General features: G+C 35.2%; 19 protein-coding genes. 4 read left to right on the top strand and 15 right to left on the bottom strand.

Annotated features, from left to right (window positions below; genetic code table 11):
• Window positions 1-208: 208 nt before the first annotated feature.
• A complete protein-coding gene (locus B5V89_RS10270; protein WP_107920877.1) occupies window positions 209-877 on the top strand; it encodes a hypothetical protein in 669 nt (222 codons plus the stop codon).
• A gap of 50 nt (window positions 878-927) precedes the next feature.
• On the top strand, window positions 928-2424 hold the full coding sequence (locus tag B5V89_RS10275; protein ID WP_107920878.1) for a glycine betaine uptake BCCT transporter: 1497 nt from the start codon (window positions 928-930) through the stop codon (window positions 2422-2424).
• Between the two features lie 213 nt (window positions 2425-2637).
• On the opposite strand, the gene B5V89_RS10280 is transcribed toward B5V89_RS10275, so the two are convergent.
• The gene (locus tag B5V89_RS10280) at window positions 2638-3264 is read right to left on the bottom strand and encodes a TVP38/TMEM64 family protein (protein WP_108071828.1); all 627 of its coding nucleotides are present in this window, start codon (window positions 3262-3264) and stop codon (window positions 2638-2640) included.
• 205 nt (window positions 3265-3469) lie between these two features.
• Window positions 3470-5455: a S9 family peptidase gene (locus tag B5V89_RS10285; protein ID WP_108071830.1), complete on the bottom strand. Its 1986-nt coding sequence runs from the start codon at window positions 5453-5455 to the stop codon at window positions 3470-3472.
• A 409-nt stretch (window positions 5456-5864) separates the two neighbouring features.
• Here B5V89_RS10285 and B5V89_RS10290 point away from each other — a divergent pair, with 409 nt between their 5' ends.
• A complete protein-coding gene (locus B5V89_RS10290; RefSeq protein ID WP_107920881.1) occupies window positions 5865-6248 on the top strand; it encodes a YhjD family protein in 384 nt (127 codons plus the stop codon).
• A 122-nt stretch (window positions 6249-6370) separates the two neighbouring features.
• On the opposite strand, the gene B5V89_RS10295 is transcribed toward B5V89_RS10290, so the two are convergent.
• The gene (locus tag B5V89_RS10295; RefSeq protein WP_066234000.1) at window positions 6371-6937 is read right to left on the bottom strand and encodes a competence protein ComK; all 567 of its coding nucleotides are present in this window, start codon (window positions 6935-6937) and stop codon (window positions 6371-6373) included.
• 190 nt (window positions 6938-7127) lie between these two features.
• Here B5V89_RS10295 and B5V89_RS10300 point away from each other — a divergent pair, with 190 nt between their 5' ends.
• The gene (locus tag B5V89_RS10300) at window positions 7128-7364 is read left to right on the top strand and encodes an IDEAL domain-containing protein (protein WP_108071832.1); all 237 of its coding nucleotides are present in this window, start codon (window positions 7128-7130) and stop codon (window positions 7362-7364) included.
• Window positions 7365-7459: 95 nt separating this feature from the next.
• On the opposite strand, the gene B5V89_RS10305 is transcribed toward B5V89_RS10300, so the two are convergent.
• From B5V89_RS10305 to B5V89_RS10360, 12 genes are all read right to left on the bottom strand, one after another.
• Window positions 7460-7924, bottom strand: a complete 465-nt coding sequence (locus tag B5V89_RS10305) for a DUF5085 family protein (RefSeq protein ID WP_066233994.1) — start codon at window positions 7922-7924, stop codon at window positions 7460-7462.
• A gap of 3 nt (window positions 7925-7927) precedes the next feature.
• Window positions 7928-8371 carry a DUF5085 family protein gene (locus tag B5V89_RS10310; protein ID WP_066233991.1) on the bottom strand — a complete coding sequence of 148 codons (444 nt, stop codon included), beginning with the start codon at window positions 8369-8371 and terminating at the stop codon, window positions 7928-7930.
• A gap of 54 nt (window positions 8372-8425) precedes the next feature.
• Window positions 8426-9190 carry a hypothetical protein gene (locus B5V89_RS10315; RefSeq protein ID WP_108071834.1) on the bottom strand — a complete coding sequence of 255 codons (765 nt, stop codon included), beginning with the start codon at window positions 9188-9190 and terminating at the stop codon, window positions 8426-8428.
• A gap of 51 nt (window positions 9191-9241) precedes the next feature.
• Entirely contained in the window at window positions 9242-9931 is a 690-nt protein-coding gene (locus B5V89_RS10320) for a hypothetical protein (protein ID WP_142406521.1), read from the bottom strand.
• A 134-nt stretch (window positions 9932-10065) separates the two neighbouring features.
• A complete protein-coding gene (locus tag B5V89_RS10325; RefSeq protein WP_066233983.1) occupies window positions 10066-10821 on the bottom strand; it encodes a hypothetical protein in 756 nt (251 codons plus the stop codon).
• Between the two features lie 17 nt (window positions 10822-10838).
• Window positions 10839-12443, bottom strand: a complete 1605-nt coding sequence (locus B5V89_RS10330) for a T7SS effector LXG polymorphic toxin (protein WP_108071838.1) — start codon at window positions 12441-12443, stop codon at window positions 10839-10841.
• A gap of 22 nt (window positions 12444-12465) precedes the next feature.
• Window positions 12466-12741 (bottom strand): TIGR04197 family type VII secretion effector, encoded by a 276-nt coding sequence (locus tag B5V89_RS10335; RefSeq protein WP_108071840.1) that lies wholly within the window; start codon window positions 12739-12741, stop codon window positions 12466-12468.
• 7 nt (window positions 12742-12748) lie between these two features.
• Window positions 12749-13159 carry a DUF5082 domain-containing protein gene (locus tag B5V89_RS10340; protein WP_066234216.1) on the bottom strand — a complete coding sequence of 137 codons (411 nt, stop codon included), beginning with the start codon at window positions 13157-13159 and terminating at the stop codon, window positions 12749-12751.
• Between the two features lie 250 nt (window positions 13160-13409).
• Window positions 13410-14669: a M48 family metallopeptidase gene (locus B5V89_RS10345; RefSeq protein ID WP_108071842.1), complete on the bottom strand. Its 1260-nt coding sequence runs from the start codon at window positions 14667-14669 to the stop codon at window positions 13410-13412.
• A 168-nt stretch (window positions 14670-14837) separates the two neighbouring features.
• The gene (locus tag B5V89_RS10350) at window positions 14838-15476 is read right to left on the bottom strand and encodes a GDSL-type esterase/lipase family protein (RefSeq protein ID WP_181294648.1); all 639 of its coding nucleotides are present in this window, start codon (window positions 15474-15476) and stop codon (window positions 14838-14840) included.
• 91 nt (window positions 15477-15567) lie between these two features.
• Window positions 15568-16344: an enoyl-CoA hydratase-related protein gene (locus B5V89_RS10355; RefSeq protein ID WP_108071845.1), complete on the bottom strand. Its 777-nt coding sequence runs from the start codon at window positions 16342-16344 to the stop codon at window positions 15568-15570.
• A gap of 132 nt (window positions 16345-16476) precedes the next feature.
• Entirely contained in the window at window positions 16477-18015 is a 1539-nt protein-coding gene (locus B5V89_RS10360) for a fatty acid--CoA ligase family protein (protein WP_108071847.1), read from the bottom strand.
• Window positions 18016-18086: the final 71 nt, after the last annotated feature.

The following is an 18086-nucleotide window of genomic DNA, read 5'->3' on the forward strand; positions in this document are numbered from 1 at the left end:
AGGCGGAATTTTCCGTAAATGTGGAATAAAAGAGATTCTGCTATATTATTTACGAAAATTCCAGTTATAAGCTTTAAACTGTTACATAATGGCGATACGCTATTCCCTCATTCTGCGGAAAAGTATGATATCATATACACTTAGGTTATACCTATCAATTTTCTTAGCATTTTAATTATTTAAAAGCACTGAAAGGAGAGTATAATACGTGAAACTGTATCAAGTAAGAAAAGGGCAATTTGTATATTTTAACAACGAATTGCACAGGGTGTATTCTGTGAAGCCTATGTACAAACAGTCCGTCCATCTTGTCAAGCTAAAAGATTTGACACAGCATTTAACGAATGCCTCGAAAGTTGAAAGATATAAACCGATGCATCTTGACAGCTTTATTTTCAATAATAAGCCTTTTACACTACATAAGGAAAAAAAAGCTGAAGAAGGGGACTATATCTTAATTACAAACCCAAATCCCGATTACCTTGACCACTACTCATTAAACGAAATTGAGATTGTGTCATCTGTTGAAACCAAAGGGGTTATTACCACTAAATCTAACGGGATCAAACATAATGAATATTTATTAATGGTTCCGGGCCGCGATAAGAATTCTCACCCGATTGATTATTTAGATAAAAATAAGGAAGATAGTGATGTAAATATCTCCGATCAATCTCAACCTGCAAATAGTTTCAAAGGTGAGATGCCAAATATCGGTGATGTATATAGAAAACGCAGCGGCAATCATTTCATTGATGCGATGGTCGTTGCGATCAACGGTGGAACGATCTTTTTAGGGAACAATTTAGAAGTCTCATTAGAAGAGTTAACCGATAGTGAAAGATGGGAGTTCCAATATAGTCTCTTAGAAGATTGACGATGGTATGAGACATGTTGTGAACTGCAAAAGTTTGAAAGGTGGATTTGATGAAGAAAGTAACAATTGTTTTTACGATTTCAGTTATTATTACCATTTTATTTGTTCTTTGGGGAGCCTTTGCTGCCGATAATCTGGCAAGTGTAACAGGCGATATCCAAAAATTTCTGCAAACGCAATTTGGGTGGTTCTATCTTATAGTAGCAAGTGTCATTTTGCTTTTTGCGATTTACTTAATCTTCTCTAAATACGGGAAAATTAAACTTGGAAAAGATGATGAAAAACCCGAATATGGCCTTATCAGTTGGTTTGCCATGTTATTTAGTGCCGGAATGGGCATTGGTATTGTTTTCTATGGCGTAGCCGAACCATTGCAGGATTATTTGGCTCCGCCGTATGGGGATCCCGGTACTAAGGAGGCCGCTGCCGATGCCATGAGGTATTCCTTCTTCCACTGGGGACTTCATCCGTGGGGAATATACGCAGTGATCGCTCTCGCCCTTGCCTATTTTAAATTTAGAAAAGGGGCACCCGGATTAATTAGTGCCACGTTTTATCCATTATTAGGAGATAAGGTAAAAGGATGGATCGGTAAACTCATTGACATTATTGCCGTTTTGGCAACGGTATTTGGTGTCGCTACATCATTAGGACTAGGTGCAGCCCAAATCAACGGCGGTTTGCATTTTATATCTCCTAACATCCCAAACAGCATTTCCGTTCAATTTATTATTGTTATAATCGTTACGGTTTTATTTATATTATCAGCTGTATCCGGGTTAGGGCGTGGAATAAAGTGGCTGAGTAACGCGAATGTAGCCTTTGCAATTATTTTGATGCTATTTTTATTATTTGCGGGAAATACAGGTTTTTTGCTTGATTACTTTACATCAACCCTTGGAAATTATATTCAAAAACTTCCGAGCATGAGTTTGAATATTTCTCCATTTGATGAGCAACATAGCGAATGGATGCAGAATTGGACACTCTTTTATTGGGCATGGTGGATTGCTTGGGCTCCATTTGTAGGGACGTTTATTGCCCGCGTTTCAAAGGGACGTACAGTACGGGAGTTTATTATCGGTGTTTTAGTTGTTCCAACTATTTTCTGTACATTATGGTTCTCCATTTTTGGCGGTTCCGGAATGTACTTAGAAAGGATCATGCATGTAAATCTTGGTGACGTGATCAAAAGTCAAGGTACTGAAGTTGCATTATTTTCCGTATTGGCGCATTTCCCATTGAGCACGATCACATCTATATTAGCGATTTTACTTATTAGTATATTTTTCATTACATCAGCTGACTCAGCAACCTTTGTTCTCGGTATGCAAACGACAAATGGAAGCTTAAATCCTCCAAATCTTACTAAAATTATATGGGGAATTCTTGTATCTGCTACGGCATTGGTTCTGCTTTGGTCCGGTGGATTGACAGCTTTGCAAACAGCGTCAATTATCGCGGCTTTCCCTTTCGCCTTCATCCTAATTTTTATGATGTTCTCGCTGATTAAATCCTTTAAAAATGAGGTAAAACGAAGAAAATGAACAGAAGGCAAAATTGAGCAAAGGCAGTAAATACTATTAGATCATCGACATGATTAATATAATCAGTTAGTTTCATATCGAAGCTAAGTATAGTGTAATAGTTCAAGCTGCATATCCATAAAAATGCACCTCGCAAAATGGTATTTGAGGTGCATTTTTATTTTTTTATGCTTTTATGCGAAATTAGGGCCATTTAAACTGGCTCAATTTTCCCTATTGGCTTTTTCCTAGTTTCTTCTCCTTTTCCAATCTTTTTGCTAATCTTACTTCAATTCTTTTGCCAATGAACCATAGAATGACGATGATAAGAAGAACAGATGCCGTTTTTAATGGTTTATATATTAATGACACAACATCATGCCCAACAAAACTGATAATAAAAATCATAACCATTTTTCCAGTTACAACAGCTAAAATATATTGAAAAGTATTGATTTTTGATAAACCTGCAACAATATTGACGACTGCTGAAGGGGTGAAAGGAAAGCAAAGAAGCAGAAAAATAGGGCCAAATCCGTGTTGTTCCACCCAGCGTGTGATTTTTTCGACTTGTCGATTTCTATGTAAAAAAGATAATATTCTACTCTTTCCAAATCTACGAATAACTAAGAAAACGAGAATTGCTCCTGCGCTGGCACCTGCCCAAGATATTAAAAAGCCTAGCCATAGGCCAAATGCATTTGCATTTGCCAATACAATTAAAAACAGTGGCAAGAAAGGCAAAAACGCTTCAATTATTATTAATAAGATCCCTGGTAAAGGTCCGAATGAACGATATTGCTCAATTAAATTCATCATATTTTCAATGGTGAACCATTCTTTAAGTGAGTGAAAATCCATCTTGTTTCCCCTATTCTATCAGGCACTTTTCTTAAAATATTACCGCAATTTACTTTCTAATAGAAATTTTTTTCTTAAGTATAGCATACAATGGGAAAGGATTATAATTCCAAAATAAGATTTTTCCGAAAAAAAAAAAACCACAAAAGGGCTGTTGCAAAACATTTGTTAATTGTCCCTTTGTAGGTTTTTTTAATGAGTATTATTAAACATATTGCAAGAACCAATCTTTAATATAATTTAACCGTTTTATTCTTAAGTCAGGTTTCCCGCTTCTTGATAGTTCGTGATTGGATTCGGGAAATCGGATAAATTTTGTTTGTTTTTGTTGACGTTTAAGAGCAATAAATAATTGTTCCGCTTGTTCAATTGGACAGCGATAATCTTTCTCACTATGGATAATTAGCAATGGTGTTTCAATATCTTTCGCATAGGCAAGCGGGGAATGCTTCCAAAGTTTTTCAATATCATTTAAATCTGCGAGAATTTGCCACTCGGAAAAGTAGTAACCGATATCACTTACACCGTAAAAACTAATCCAATTGGAGATCGACCGTTGAGTGACGGCAGCTTTAAATCGATTCGTATGCCCGACGGTCCAATTGGTCATAAATCCGCCATAACTGCCCCCTGTTACACCGAGACGATCTTTATCAATAAATTCATATTTATCTAAAACATAGTCCACAGCATTCATTAAATCCTTATAGTCATTTCCGCCATAGTCGCCGCGAACTGCATCGACAAACTTTTGTCCGTAGCCGTGACTGCCCCGTGGATTTACATATAGGACGGCAAATCCTTGTGCAGCCAAAACTTGGAACTCATTAAAATAGGTGTTCGCATACATCGCATGTGGTCCGCCGTGGATTTCTAAAATTAATGGATATTGTTTCCCTTCTTCAAATCCAACTGGTTTCATAAGCCAACCATGTACGTTCCATCCATCTTCACTTTCGAATTCAATTGGTTCGACATCAGAAAGCACTCTTGTTTGCAAAAATTCCTGATTTACAAACGTTAGTTGTTGTTTTTCCCCATTTTGTAAATTAACAAAATATAACTCACCAGGCTCTGTTGCTGTACTAATCGCAACCACTGCCGTATGGTCTTTTGGATGTAATGAGAATCCATAGACGTGTTGCTCGTCATGTAATGCCGGATAAATTTCTCCCGAGATATTTCCATAATAAACAATCGTGTTTCCGTGGTCAGAAATGACGAAATAAAAACTTTCATTATCTTCTGCCCACTGTACACCTGGCAAAGCCGCTCCCTGTTGGAAATCGCCAACAGCATAATCCCCTACCGGTGCGTCAATTTCACTTGTAAAACAATTAAGTTCCTTCGTCTGTAAATCATATATCCAAACCTTACTATGAGTAGCATTTTTAAACTCTTGCTCATTTCCTTGGAATGATAAATAACGACTATTAGGCGACCAAGAGGTTTGCCAAAAACTACCTGTCCCTTTCGTCACCGGAATCGACTCTTTTGTTTCTAGATTAAATAAATAGACATCGGAAATAAACGACGCATCACTATCCTCGGAAAAATCGGCAAGAAATGTTACATATTTTCCATCTGGCGACCACGAGCCAAGTGAGTAATGATTCTCACCGTTTGTTAACTGTTCAATTTCTCCTGTTTCAAGATTCACCATTCCAATATGTGAAAATTGTGTAAGATCCAAGAAACCACTTGAATCGGACTTATATTTCATCTTTTCAACTTCTAATGGTTTTAATTCTTTATCTTCCTCCGTTTCCTTTTTCACTTGATCATGGATCGATTCCTCTTTTCCAATTACAACTGAAAAGGCAATTTTCTTTCCACACGGAGACCATACCGGGTTTTTGGCTCCATTTTTGCAAAATGTAATTTGTTTCGCTTCTCCTCCAAATTTTGATAGAACAAAAATTTGGGATTTCCCTTCCCTTGTTGATACAAATGCAAGCTCATTTCCGTTTGGAGACCAGCGTGGGGAATGTGTGCGATCGTTACCAAATGTCCACTGTTTTGTCCGCTTATCACGTAAATTCATATAATATAAATTTGATACGTAATCCTTTTTCTCTTTTTCAATATGTGTTTGTACAAAAACCACTTCATTCCCATTTGGAGAAAGTTGTGGATCAACTATTGATTTCAAATCATATAAATCTTCGGCTTGTATACCTTTTTTTGTCATTTGATCACCTTTCCTCATATTCAGTCGAATTTGATATATTCTTACTTATCTACTTATTTATTTCGCCACCCAAAACATTATCCCTGCAATTATTTTTTAATTTTGGCACTTTTTTAAGGAACCGTTCCTTTCCGCTACAGGCACTTGCTTTCCGCGGGGCTGGCGATGAGCCTCCTCATCGCTTCGCTCTTGCGGGGTCTCATCTGTCCAGCTGATCCCGCAGGAGTCAATTGCCTTCCGCTCCAATCCACTCTGTGCGTTTGATATTGTTGAAAGTAACAATCTTTAAGTAATCGTGTCGATAATCTGTATTTTTATGGAGAAACTACAGTCATAATTAACTTGAAATTTTTGCTCGACACGAGTAAAATATATACGAACACATGTTCCTTTAAAGGAGGACTCTTCAATGACTAAAATACCTGAAAATGATCGAAATATTATTGAGAAAGCAATTTATCTGCCAATGATATTGATTATATTAAATCGCGATTTGGAAATTATTAATAACAGCCCATTCAAACTTAAAAAGCCTTATCTCGAATGGATTGAAGAAACGATGATATGTATCCAAAAAGAATTAGCTGGTGTGAAGCGTTATATGAAACAGCAACAAATTAAAGTGGAAAAAATAAAATCGGATGATGCCTTTACAATGTATATGTTTCTTTATAAAGGTTATGAGGAAGCACACAATTATTTTAATCCAAGACTGCGGAATCGATCGGAGGAATTAATGAAATACTACCTGTTTCAAAGATTCCAAAACGATTCAGTTATAAAAAGAGCGTAGTAAGAAAAGCGGAAACGCCTTGCTCAGGCGCTGAACATTGCAGGATACTCTGTAAGACTGCTTTTTAAAGAAGAAGCAATCATTAGTAGTAAGATTGCTTCTTCTTTATCTGTCAGACTATTTTATTCCTCAAAAAATCTTTTGTAATCATATTCCCTTTTCCGTTCTGAGGCCTCCATGTTTAAATAAAAGCCTGTACGTTTATATTTGTTATCCATGTTTTCTATATGTTGATAATATTTTATTTGTAGTTGAGAAGCCCTTCGTAATTGGTTGGTGAATGAACTTAAGGAGATTGGAATTTCTAGCGTCTGTTTATTACGAAGAGTGACTAAGGTGTTATTAGAAGATGATCGTTCGTGGTGAAGAACATGATTAAGTGAAAGCCATATACAATCTGGATTCATTGGTGATGTAGTTGGAAAAAAATAAATAGATGAATAAGGATCAACCATAATAGGTGCTTTATGAGTAATCCCTATAAGGCGCCTTGTCCCATTTTTCCTCCCTTCATAGGAAGCTCCATAATACTCACAACTATTCTTCATAATTTCTAACGGCTTAAACGGAGATATACATCGGTTGTCAACCTCTATAATTTCTGAATAAATTTTAGACCCATACGTAATCGGCAAAATAGCCATTGTAAATGGTGAAATTTCAAATTCCTCGATTATTTTTTCAGACATTTTCTTCTCCCCTTTTCAACAAAAATAGTTAAATATATACATATTATAATGTATTTTTACAACTTTAGCACTATTTTTTGATAAAAAATTTAAAATATTTTCAAAACTATATATCTGAATATTTAAAGTATTAAATTGACTTTTTGTGTAAAAACCTTTACACTAAAAAAAAGGTTAGAGGTGATCATCGATGGAGAAAAAAAAGTCCTACACAGAGATGGTTAAGGAATATGCGATGACACAAATAAAAAACGAAAAATTTATGGCGGAAATTTATGCGGAAATGATTTTAAATGAATTGCTATTAACTCGAAGAAAAGAGCAGATAATGAAAAGAATTGATCTTGCTCTAGATTACAAAGACAAGCAAACATTTTTATTATTAACAGATGAATTAAAGGAATTGGAAAAACAATTTGGTTCATGAATGAAAGGGATATCTTAAAGCGGGAAAATATCCTAAGATTAGCTACTATCTAAATCGATAGTAGCTTTTTAATTGAATATAGACGAAACGTCTCATTATAATCCTAATTCCTCTGAATCATCGACAAAAACTTTTACTTTAATTTCAACCCACTGTCCTTCATCATCACCTCTTAAAATATGAAAAATCGGCGAGTTTATTTTATAGCCATGATTAACCGCAAATTGAAATAGTTCATCATATGCATGCTCTGTTTCAGTCTCAAAGTTACTTCTCACTCTTGTCATTAGCATTTGATCCATATAAAAATAACTTTGGAAGAATAAATCTGATTCTTTAGGTACATATGATTGCTCGACGGGAATAAAAATATCAATTAACATTCTTTCGTCAAAAGGGATATTGTACAATGCATAAAAAAGAGGACCCGCAATCGTTAAATTAGCTTTTACAAGTTTTTCGTTAAAATCTTCTAATGCCATTTCAAACTGGCTATAGTGAATTTCATAAGTGTGCCAAACGACATTTTTATGCATAATTGTTTCGTATTCAATAACCATATCTCACCCTTCCTTCACTTGAGCGTAAATGTCCATGATGACATTATCAAACGCATCAAAACATACGTGATAAAAGGATTCATCGATTTCTAGACCGTTCTCTTTCGCATAATGTCTTAAAAGTTCATATGCTTCTTCCAATTCATCGACTTCCGGACAGCGAACATAAATAGCAGGGGTGATTTCCAAATACTCTAGTTGTTTAAAGTTCGCATCTTCACCTACTTCTACTTCCGTATTCAACCCAATATAATATGTATATTTACCGAAAGAAGGTTCATTCTTCATTTCCTCCACCTTAAATACAACCGGGCTCGTATAATAAATGTCTTCATTCACCAAATTCCTTCGCAAACCTAAAGCGGGTAAAAACCATTCATCATGCGGAATAACCTCTTCCACAGTCACAACATTCCTTATCACTAACGACTCTTCTCGTACAATCATCAAAGATCCCCCTCATGAACAATTATAAATCTATAAATTTATTAAATGTGCAAACTATCTTCTTTTCTTCTTCCTTCTCTTTTTCTTTTTAACATATTGTTGCTTCGGTGGTGGATTGACGGCGAAGGATGGGAAGCGTAAGATACAATAGGCATCCATTATATAGTCACATACTGCATTACCCGTATAAAAAAACAATGCGATAGCGGCTATTAGAAAGAAAATTATATCAAAATCAGCATATCTTGTTAAAAGTAATATGGAACAGACCACCATTGCTAAAAAGATAGGTATGATTAAGACTAGGCTTCCCTTTTCTTTTTTTATTTCTTTGTCGCTTAAGGAATACATACCTTTCTTAATATAAAATATCAAACGGTATAATAGAACAAAGTGGAGGAGTATTCCCAATAAAAATAACGTCAATAAAAACGCTTCTATATTTTCAAAAACGCCACGATCCATTGCACTAATCGAAATGAACACAAAAGGATCAATTATAATTTTATAACCATAGATGACCTTGGAAAAACTTAATATTTTTTGATTAATATTGTTCTTTTTGTGGCAAAAAAGCAAGAGAAGTATTTGGCATACAAATAGTCCCCCTTCAGAAAAGGCCACTCCTTTCCAAAAGGAACTAAAATTGCTCCAGCCTACGGCGTTCCAATTAAACACCGCATAGTAGGGGAGTCCAAGAACAAATATGGTATAAATCAATGTTCCTAAATGAAACATATACATATCATCAAAATCATTTGAACGCCCGCCTATGATTCTTTTTAATCCTGCGAAGTTTTTTTCACTGAAAAAATTCATTATCTCAATACTTCAAGTTTCATAAAAAAAGATATATTAGTTATAGCTATCTCACTTTTTTGGGTTTTCCTTTTTTCTTTTATTTACATATTGTTGCTTTGGTGGTAGATTGACTGAGAAGGATGGAAATCGAAATATACAATAGGTCGCTATAATGAATTCACATACACCGACGAGCGTACCTAAATAAATCAATGTTACAATGAGCACACCAAATAAAAGCTCGAAATTCCCTAATATCCCTTTATTTATTAAAAGGCCAGATAGCAATACAAGGAAAAATAAAACCGGTAACGAGAGTTTAAATTTTGAAATATTTGTCTCTTTAAGGATATTTGAATTCTTTTTCTTTAATCTATTTATTAATATTAATAGAACTAAAATATGAAATAGAAATCCAAAAATTAATATCATATAAAACACAAATGCATATGATTCATAAACTCCACTATCTTTAAAAAACATAATCATCATTAAAAATGGATCCAAAGCCATTTTATATAAAAATACAACTGTACCAACAATTAAAACCTTCTGGTTAAACGGATTATTTGCCCTACAAAATAGAATGATTAGAATTTGAATTGCAAATAAAATTGCCTCAATATAATAAAGGATATGCCATCCTAAGGATAATTGATCCCACCCTATTGTATTGGCATTGGCTACAATAAATGATAATCCCACAAAAAAACCAGAAACTACAAGTAAAATAAGGAGGTGATTCCTCATACGAGGCATACTCATTCTTCCCTCTTTGATTTCGTCCTTAAATCTAGTGAAATCTTTTTCCAATAATTGAACTATACCAACACCCCCATTGTCATCATATCCTTTTCAATTACTATATCAATTTAAATTAATTATATTAATTTTTACTTTTTTGTCTTCTTTTTTTTCTTAACATACTGTTGTTTCTTTGGTTGATTGACGGAAAAAGACGGAAATCGTAAGACACAATAGGCTACTATAATAAATTCACAGATTGCATAAGCAACGCACAAAAGTAATACGGTCGCTATAATTATTGCAATAGTAATATCAGAGCCTGGGATTTTTCGAATTAGTACAAACGAAAAGATGACCATTACAAAAATAATGGGAATTACAACATACTTCATACTACGAGACTTTTTAGTTTCGTTATTGCGATGCAATGAATATTCACCTTTTTTTATATTTCGAATCCACCTATAAAGAAAAATACAATGAAGTAGTAAACCTAAGAGAAGAATTGCAAACAAATAAATTTTAATATTCTCATATACTCCTCTATCCATTGTAAAAAAGGCAATTAACACGAAAGGATCTATTACCATTTTATATCCGTAAATAACCATTGAAAGACTTAATATCTTTTGATTAAGGTTCGTTTCCCGGTGACAAACGAGCAAAATTAATAATTGAAGTACCATTAATACGCCTTCACAGTAAAAAATGCTTTGCCAAAAGGGAGATAACTGATCCCATCCAACTGAACTCCAATTAAATATAAAGATAATTGGAACTCCAATCATCACACATGAAAATAAGAATGTACCGATATTAAATACAAACATCCCACTATTATCAAGTCGTCCTTCGGTAATATCTTTAAAATCTGCAAAGTATTTTTCATCTAGTCTGTTCATAGTTTCATCCTTCTTCATTATTTAAACCAACTGGAAATTTTTGAGCCAATTTTTTTACACGTTTTGGAAACTGAATCTACCTTTTCATTAACAAAGTCTTTTGTTCTTTCAGTTAAACTTTTTGGTGGATTACCACCCTTCATATTTAATCCCGAACTAACAAGCATTCCAACCCCTGCCCCAACAACAGTCCCAATTGGAGGGAAAAACGCAGATCCAACAGCGGCTCCTATGGCTGTTGCTCCAGCACTATATACGCCATCCACCGCCGTACCTACCACAACTTTTTGGGTATCTCCTTTATAGGTATTATAATTATCTGCCGCAATGATCCCCATGCCGAGTGGTCCTAGTCCTTTTCCTACCACCTTCATACTTTTTCCTAATGAATTCATTCCCTTTGTACTTTCTTTAAAGTTTTCTACAGCATTTTTGTAGGCAACCTTTGGATCCTTCCAATTTGGCAATGAGTTTATCGCCTTTTTTGTTGCGGTGTATTTCTTTCCTACTAATTCATCACTGAATGTGGTAGCCATTTTCAAGGCTTTTTTGGAATGTGATAGCTTTTTAAATTCTCTATATTTATCTAATCCATATAATTCTTCAAACTCGCGCATCATGGCAAGTTTTCCGCGTTCTTTGCCGTATACTTCCAGGTTTTCTAGCAATTTTGGCAAGTTGTCTTTCGTAAATGCCTTTGATTTATACTGATCTAGATGGCGATAGAATTCTTTCGTTTTAATTTTATATAGTGTAGAAGATAAATAGTTATTAAATGTTCGATACTGTTCCTTTGTAAATGCATGTATTCCTTTTTTTCTAAAATTTATACGTGCTTCTTTATCCTTAAGCTTGTAATAAACATAAGCCTGTGCCATTACAGTGGAAAGAGTATTCGCTTTATTAATATTCTTTAAAACTTTAACAAAGGATTTACTACCGATTGCCATCGTAACTAACACGGCTGCTAAATGGGATGAATCGTTTTGCTCCTTATTCCCTAAATCATCTGGATTAAATTTAGCGACATCACTAGACCCCACTACACTATTCGCGGCATGTTCGCCAATTTTCTTCATTACCTTTTCCACTTCATGTTTCGTCTCTTGGACAATTTGTAATGCCCTTTGGTCGAAAGCGTGTAATTTTTTATTAACCTCTGTAACATGCTTCTGAGAATCGTGGACACTGTTCGTAAATGGTGAAATAGTTGGAACATTAAGTGATACGATGTCCGAAACGTTCCTAATAATTTGTTCTCCCTCATGGTGTGTGTCTAAAACACCATTCTTTATGGTTTGTACCTCTTTATTCAAATCATGTAAATAATCTTCCGTAATGATCGCACTATTCGATTGATCTACCGTATGTTGAAACTCTGAAATGATTTTGGAAAAATTCTTCTGTAGTTGTTGGGCCACTGCTTTTAAATCCTCCACAGATTGACCATGAACCGTTTGGAAATATTGTTTTGCCGTACTAGCGGCTTTTCCTTGAAAAGATGCTAATTTGCTAATATTATCCGTCTTTTGTTTGATCGTATCGAGCTTAGCTGTGATATTTTTCATACTATCATTTAACTCTGACTCAAGACCCAACAATTCCTCCATCGCTACCTTCATATTTATCAACTCCTTTCCACACTTAATTTTTTAATGGACCCCCAAGAAGTTCATCTTGTTGTACCATGGAATTACCCATATTTTGCAACTTGTTTAAATCTAGATCAAGCAATTCGTTGTACAAGGTTAATACATTTTGAAAATCCTTTATGACGTCAATTTGCTGTTGTATGCTCTTTAAATTGGTTTCTTTTAATGAGAGATCTATTGCTTTAATTCCTTCTAAAGCTGATTTTGCTGTTTTGGCATGATTAACCACTGAGTCAAAAACTGTTTTATTAATTGAAATTTGGCCCATGGTTCCATCACCCTTCCTTCGCTATTTGTATTGAGTAAGTTAGGTTTGAGATATTTGAATTTAAAAAGGAAATGTCACTATGACACCGATCCAGTTGATTAGATAATCTTTGAATTTCCTCATTCATTCTGTCTTCCACTCGCCCTAAATGATGAACATACTCATTCAAGGACTGTTCCATATGATGAGTCAATGTTTCATATTTATTTTGAGTTGTTCCTCTCCAAAGTGAGGAATCCGTATCAAAAGACTTAATTTTTCTTTGATACTGTTTAGAGTCATGAATGACACTAATTAATCTTACCTTTGCCGATTTAAGACGTTCCAGCTTTCCCGATAAAATAGTAATCTGCTGACGCTTCTGGGCAAGCTGTCCTTGCATATTTGACCTTCTGCGAATAAGTTCAGCTTTATCCACCAATACACACCCACCTTCACACTCACACTATATATAATATTTTCCAATATTGACACATAATCTATCAAGCATTTTCCAAATAACAGAACTAAATACCTACTATTATTAGCGTCTAATTACCTAACGCAACTGACAAATTCATGAATATTTTCCTATTCCCGATCTCATAATGTAAGTTTTCTAGCATAAAAAAGGAAATCATTTTTGAATAAAGTTCAAAAAATGATTTCCCTTCGATGTTTTGGATTCATTATTTTTTCTTAAAATCCTCAACCATCCTAATCCTTTCTAGCATTGTTGGATGACCATAACGGAAAATTTTCACTAAAAACGGTGGATTTACTTGACTCAGGCCGGATTTCGTTAAGTCTTGGAATGTTTGAACAGCCGCTTTTTTGTCATTTGTCATTTCCATTCCGTAGCGGTCTGCCCTCATTTCTTCATAACGAGATACCCAATTCGTAATCGGACTCGCAGCAAAAAGTAAAACGGAAGTAATTAATAAAAATAATGGGAGTGAACTCAAACTGGAAACCGCTGTAACTTTCAACTCTGTTCCTTTTTTCCTAACTAGTCTATTCATTACCCCTGCGGTAATCCATAAGCCAATCCCGGTAAGGATAATATATCCAGCGATTCCAAAGTAAATATGTTTTTCTACATAGTGTCCCATTTCATGTGCCATGATAAAAAGGATTTCCTTCTCATTTAATTGCTCCAATGTCGTATCCCATAAGACAATTCTCGCATTTGATCCAATTCCTGTAACATAAGCATTTAGTGCATTCGTTTTTTCCGACATATTCACTTCATATACATGTTCAGCTGGAATATTGGCTTTCTCCGCTAACGCTAAAATTTTTGTTTCTAAGTCCTTATTTTTTAAAGGATAGAAATCATTATATAAAGGATCAATAACGACAGGCTGAATAAACATCATGAAGATCATAAATGGAATCGATAGGAGCCAAGCTGGAACCCACCATCTTCTTTTAAAGCGTTTCATCAGCCAGTATAGCACCGTTACGATAATAAACATTTCGATAAAATTCACCCAAAAATCAATTACTTCATCTTTCATCCATAGTGAAAAGGTTTGTGTTGAAATATTGTAGGCTTTTGAAAACCGATACGAAATATAACTTAACGGAAACGTGACAACGAATGAAATGACTGATAACAAAAATAAATAGATGGCGGATTGTATGATATGTAACCTTGATGTACTTTCCGCCCAGCGTTCAAATCCTTTTGATATTCCAAAGATAAGGATTAAAAAGTAGAACAGCCACTCATATGGAGTAGAAATGAAATATAATAAGTTCCTGATTTTAGAGTATTCTTCACTTAGCATAATTTCCCTACTATTTAAGAACGTTGCAGGATCGACACTTGTCCCTTTAAGATGATCTGGAACAGTAGATCCCGCTAAATAAAATAGGTAAACATAAACTGCGATTCCAATTAGCAAATAGGCGATGACTGCGCGAAATGTCCATTTTCTTAACAAATTATCTCTCCCTCCTTGTCCTCTTTATAAATGTAGTAACATAAGAAAATTTTAGAACGGAAACTTTTATCATAGTAAAAATATGCCCATTTTTACCGGGGTTTATTTTTTACCCCTTAAAACAATGATCGGTTATCCCTTTTCAGAGATAACCGAATCAATGTTTTTTTATAATGGGTCATAGCCTAGTTTTGCGAGGGCATTAGCAATCAGACAATACCCACGGTGGTTCGGATGAATATGATCTGAGGATAGTACTTCCTTCTCTCTACCAATAAAAAGCTGATGAATATCCGCAACTTTGATAAGTGATGATTTTGTAAGACTTTCTATATTATGATTAAATGCTTCAACCCACTTATCAACACCATTTATTTCGGGAAAAGGATTATAAAGATTCATCATACGAATAATATATCGTTGATCATTTTGTTTAAATTCAGTTATTTGCTTGATGATATTGTCTAGGTTTCGCTTCCCTTTTTCTAATGCAATGAAAAAATCTGCTTCCTTTTTATCCTGTAAAAACTTTTTCGCGGCATCTATCAAATCATTTCCGCCAGCCGTAATAGTGATAATATCTGCTTCTTTAATACCTTTATATAGAAATGGATGATTCAAACTCTTTAAAATGTCGCCAGTCGTTGCCCCTGTTTTTCCAAAAACAGCCGGATGTACCCGTGTGTTTAAAGCTTGGCGTGTTAAATATACATATCTCGTAATAAAGCCTTTTGAAAATATGTCCGAACCAATTCCAACAGTTAGAGAATCCCCAATTGCACAATAACGAATAATCCTGCGTTCCATCCCTTCACCCCGACAAATAAGTATTACTACCATGTTTATTCAATTACAAGGGATTTGGAGATAGCGTTATTGCTGAGGGTTTCTAACTATTTTATTTTCCTTTAAAATTTGGCTTTCTTTTTTCGGAAAAAGCTTGAAGCGCCTCAACACGGTCCTCAGTAGGAATCGTTATTTCATAGGCTTTTCGCTCGATTTCTAAACCGGTATGTAAATCGACATTCATTCCATTTTTGATAGCAAATTTCGCTTGTTGTATGGCAATTGGTCCATTCGCTTGAATTTCACCCACGAATTCGTTTACTTCTTCAAGAAAACGAGCCCGCTCGACTACCTTTGTCACAACACCGTATTGATACGCTTCATCAGCTGTCATTCTTTTCGCTGTTAAAATTAATTCCATCGCCTTTGCTTCACCAATCAACCGAGGCAATCTCTGTGTTCCGCCTGCTCCAGGAATTATTGCTAAACTAGTTTCTGTAAGGCCCATGACTGCATCAGAAACAGCAATCCGAAAATCACAGGATAAAGCAAGTTCCATCCCGCCACCAAATGCATAACCGTTCATTGCGGCAATTGTTGGTTGCGGCAGATTTGCAATCGATTCAAAAACTTCACCGATTTTATAAACATTTCTTCGCACTTCCTGTTCAGATAATGTTTTTCTCTCCTTTAAATCAGCTCCAACACTAAACGCCTTTTCACCAGCACCTAAAAAAACCAACGCGCGAACTTCCGAATTCGTTCTGATTGATTCTACAACACTTGCAAGCTCACAAAGTGTTTCGTAATTAAACGCATTCATTGCCTTTTCACGGTTCAGTGTAACAAAACCAACATAGTTTTTAACCTCAAATAAAATATTCTTCATGATTCCCCTCCTCGTACTGATTACATTATTATTTCAACAAAGCTTATGAAAACCCTTTCCAATTTATTATTTTCCGATATAAGAATGTGAAAAAATACAGACTGACATCTGTATTTTTCGTAATCTCCATTTTTAATTTTGCAATAATTGATCCTTTAATGCCCGTCTTAAAATTTTCCCAGTTGTATTTTTCGGAAGTTCTTCGATAAATTCAATCGAATGTGGCAGTTTATATTTGGCTAGATGCTGTTTACAGTATTCCATTAAATCGGCTTCTGTTAGTGTTGTATCTTTACGCACGACAAAGCATTTAACGACTTCGCCTTGTTCAGGATCGGGTACGCCGATGACAGCAGCTTCGACTACGTCCGGATGTTCATAGAGAACTTCCTCTACTTCCCTTGGATATACATTAAAGCCGCCGACAATCACCATATCCTTTTTTCGATCGACAATATAAAAATATCCTTCTTCATCCATTTTCGCTAAATCTCCCGTGTAAAGCCATCCATCACGAATCGCAACAGCTGTCTCTTCCGGCATTTTGTAATAGCCTTTCATGACATTTGGACCACGGACAATCAACTCACCAACTTGTCCAGGAGGCAGCTCCTCCCCTAGTTCATTCACAACTTTATTCTCGACATGAATAATGTTTGTCCCAATTGACCCGGGTTTCCGTGGTCGATCTAACGGATTAAAGCATGTAACCGGGGATGCTTCTGACAATCCATAACCTTCGGAAACAAACACATTAAATTTCTTTTCAAAGTTTTTCAATAACGCAACAGGCAGCGAAGATCCTCCGGAAATACAAAGGCGTAACGAGGAGAAATCACTAGGGTTCCCTTCCGGATATTGATATAAATAATTGTACATTGTCGGTACACCGGCAAAAACGGTTGCTTCATATTTTTTAACTAACCTAAAAATTTCTTTTGGACTAAACTTAGGAACGATGATGATGGTCGAACCACTAATTAGTGGGGCGTTCACGACAACACTTAAGCTAAACACGTGAAACATCGGTAACGTAGTAATTACCGTGTCATCGCTATTCATTTTTAAATAATCACCAATATCTTTCGCATTTGAATAAAGATTTTTATGTGTTAACATTGCCCCTTTTGGCCTGCCCGTTGTTCCCGAAGTATACAAGATGACTGCAACATCATCCTCTAAAAGCTCAGGTCCTTCAAATGCGATACTTCCCGAGGAAACAATACTTGAAAACGATTTCATTTTTGAGTTCGCTGGAATCTCCATTTTCTTCGTAGGATCTGACTCACAAATAATATAATGTTCCACCTGCGGAAGCAAGGAACCCATTTTCTCAGCCAATGGAACGAGTAAATCTAAGGCAACAACAACTTTCACATCACCATTAGTTAATATGTAACCAATTTCATCCGGTGTGTAAATCGGATTAATTGGGATGACAGTCGCCCCTAAACGCATCGCACCATATAACGCAATAACAAAATGTGGAGAGTTACCTAATAATAATGCAATATGATCACCTTTTTGTACCCCTAATTGTTCCAACCCACTTGCAAATTTTGTTACAGCTCCATCAAATTCAGCATATGACACAGGCTGATCCATAAAAAAATAAGCCGTTTTTTCTGCATTTTCCTTCGCTGTAAATTTCAAATGTGAAGATAAATTCATATTCCCTCCCCCTTCTGAATGAATAGTCATTCATAAAAATATTCTAAATTTATTATATAAAAAGAATATTA

This window comes from Heyndrickxia sporothermodurans, from assembly GCF_003055045.1.
Taxonomy (GTDB): domain Bacteria; phylum Bacillota; class Bacilli; order Bacillales; family Bacillaceae_C; genus Heyndrickxia; species Heyndrickxia sporothermodurans.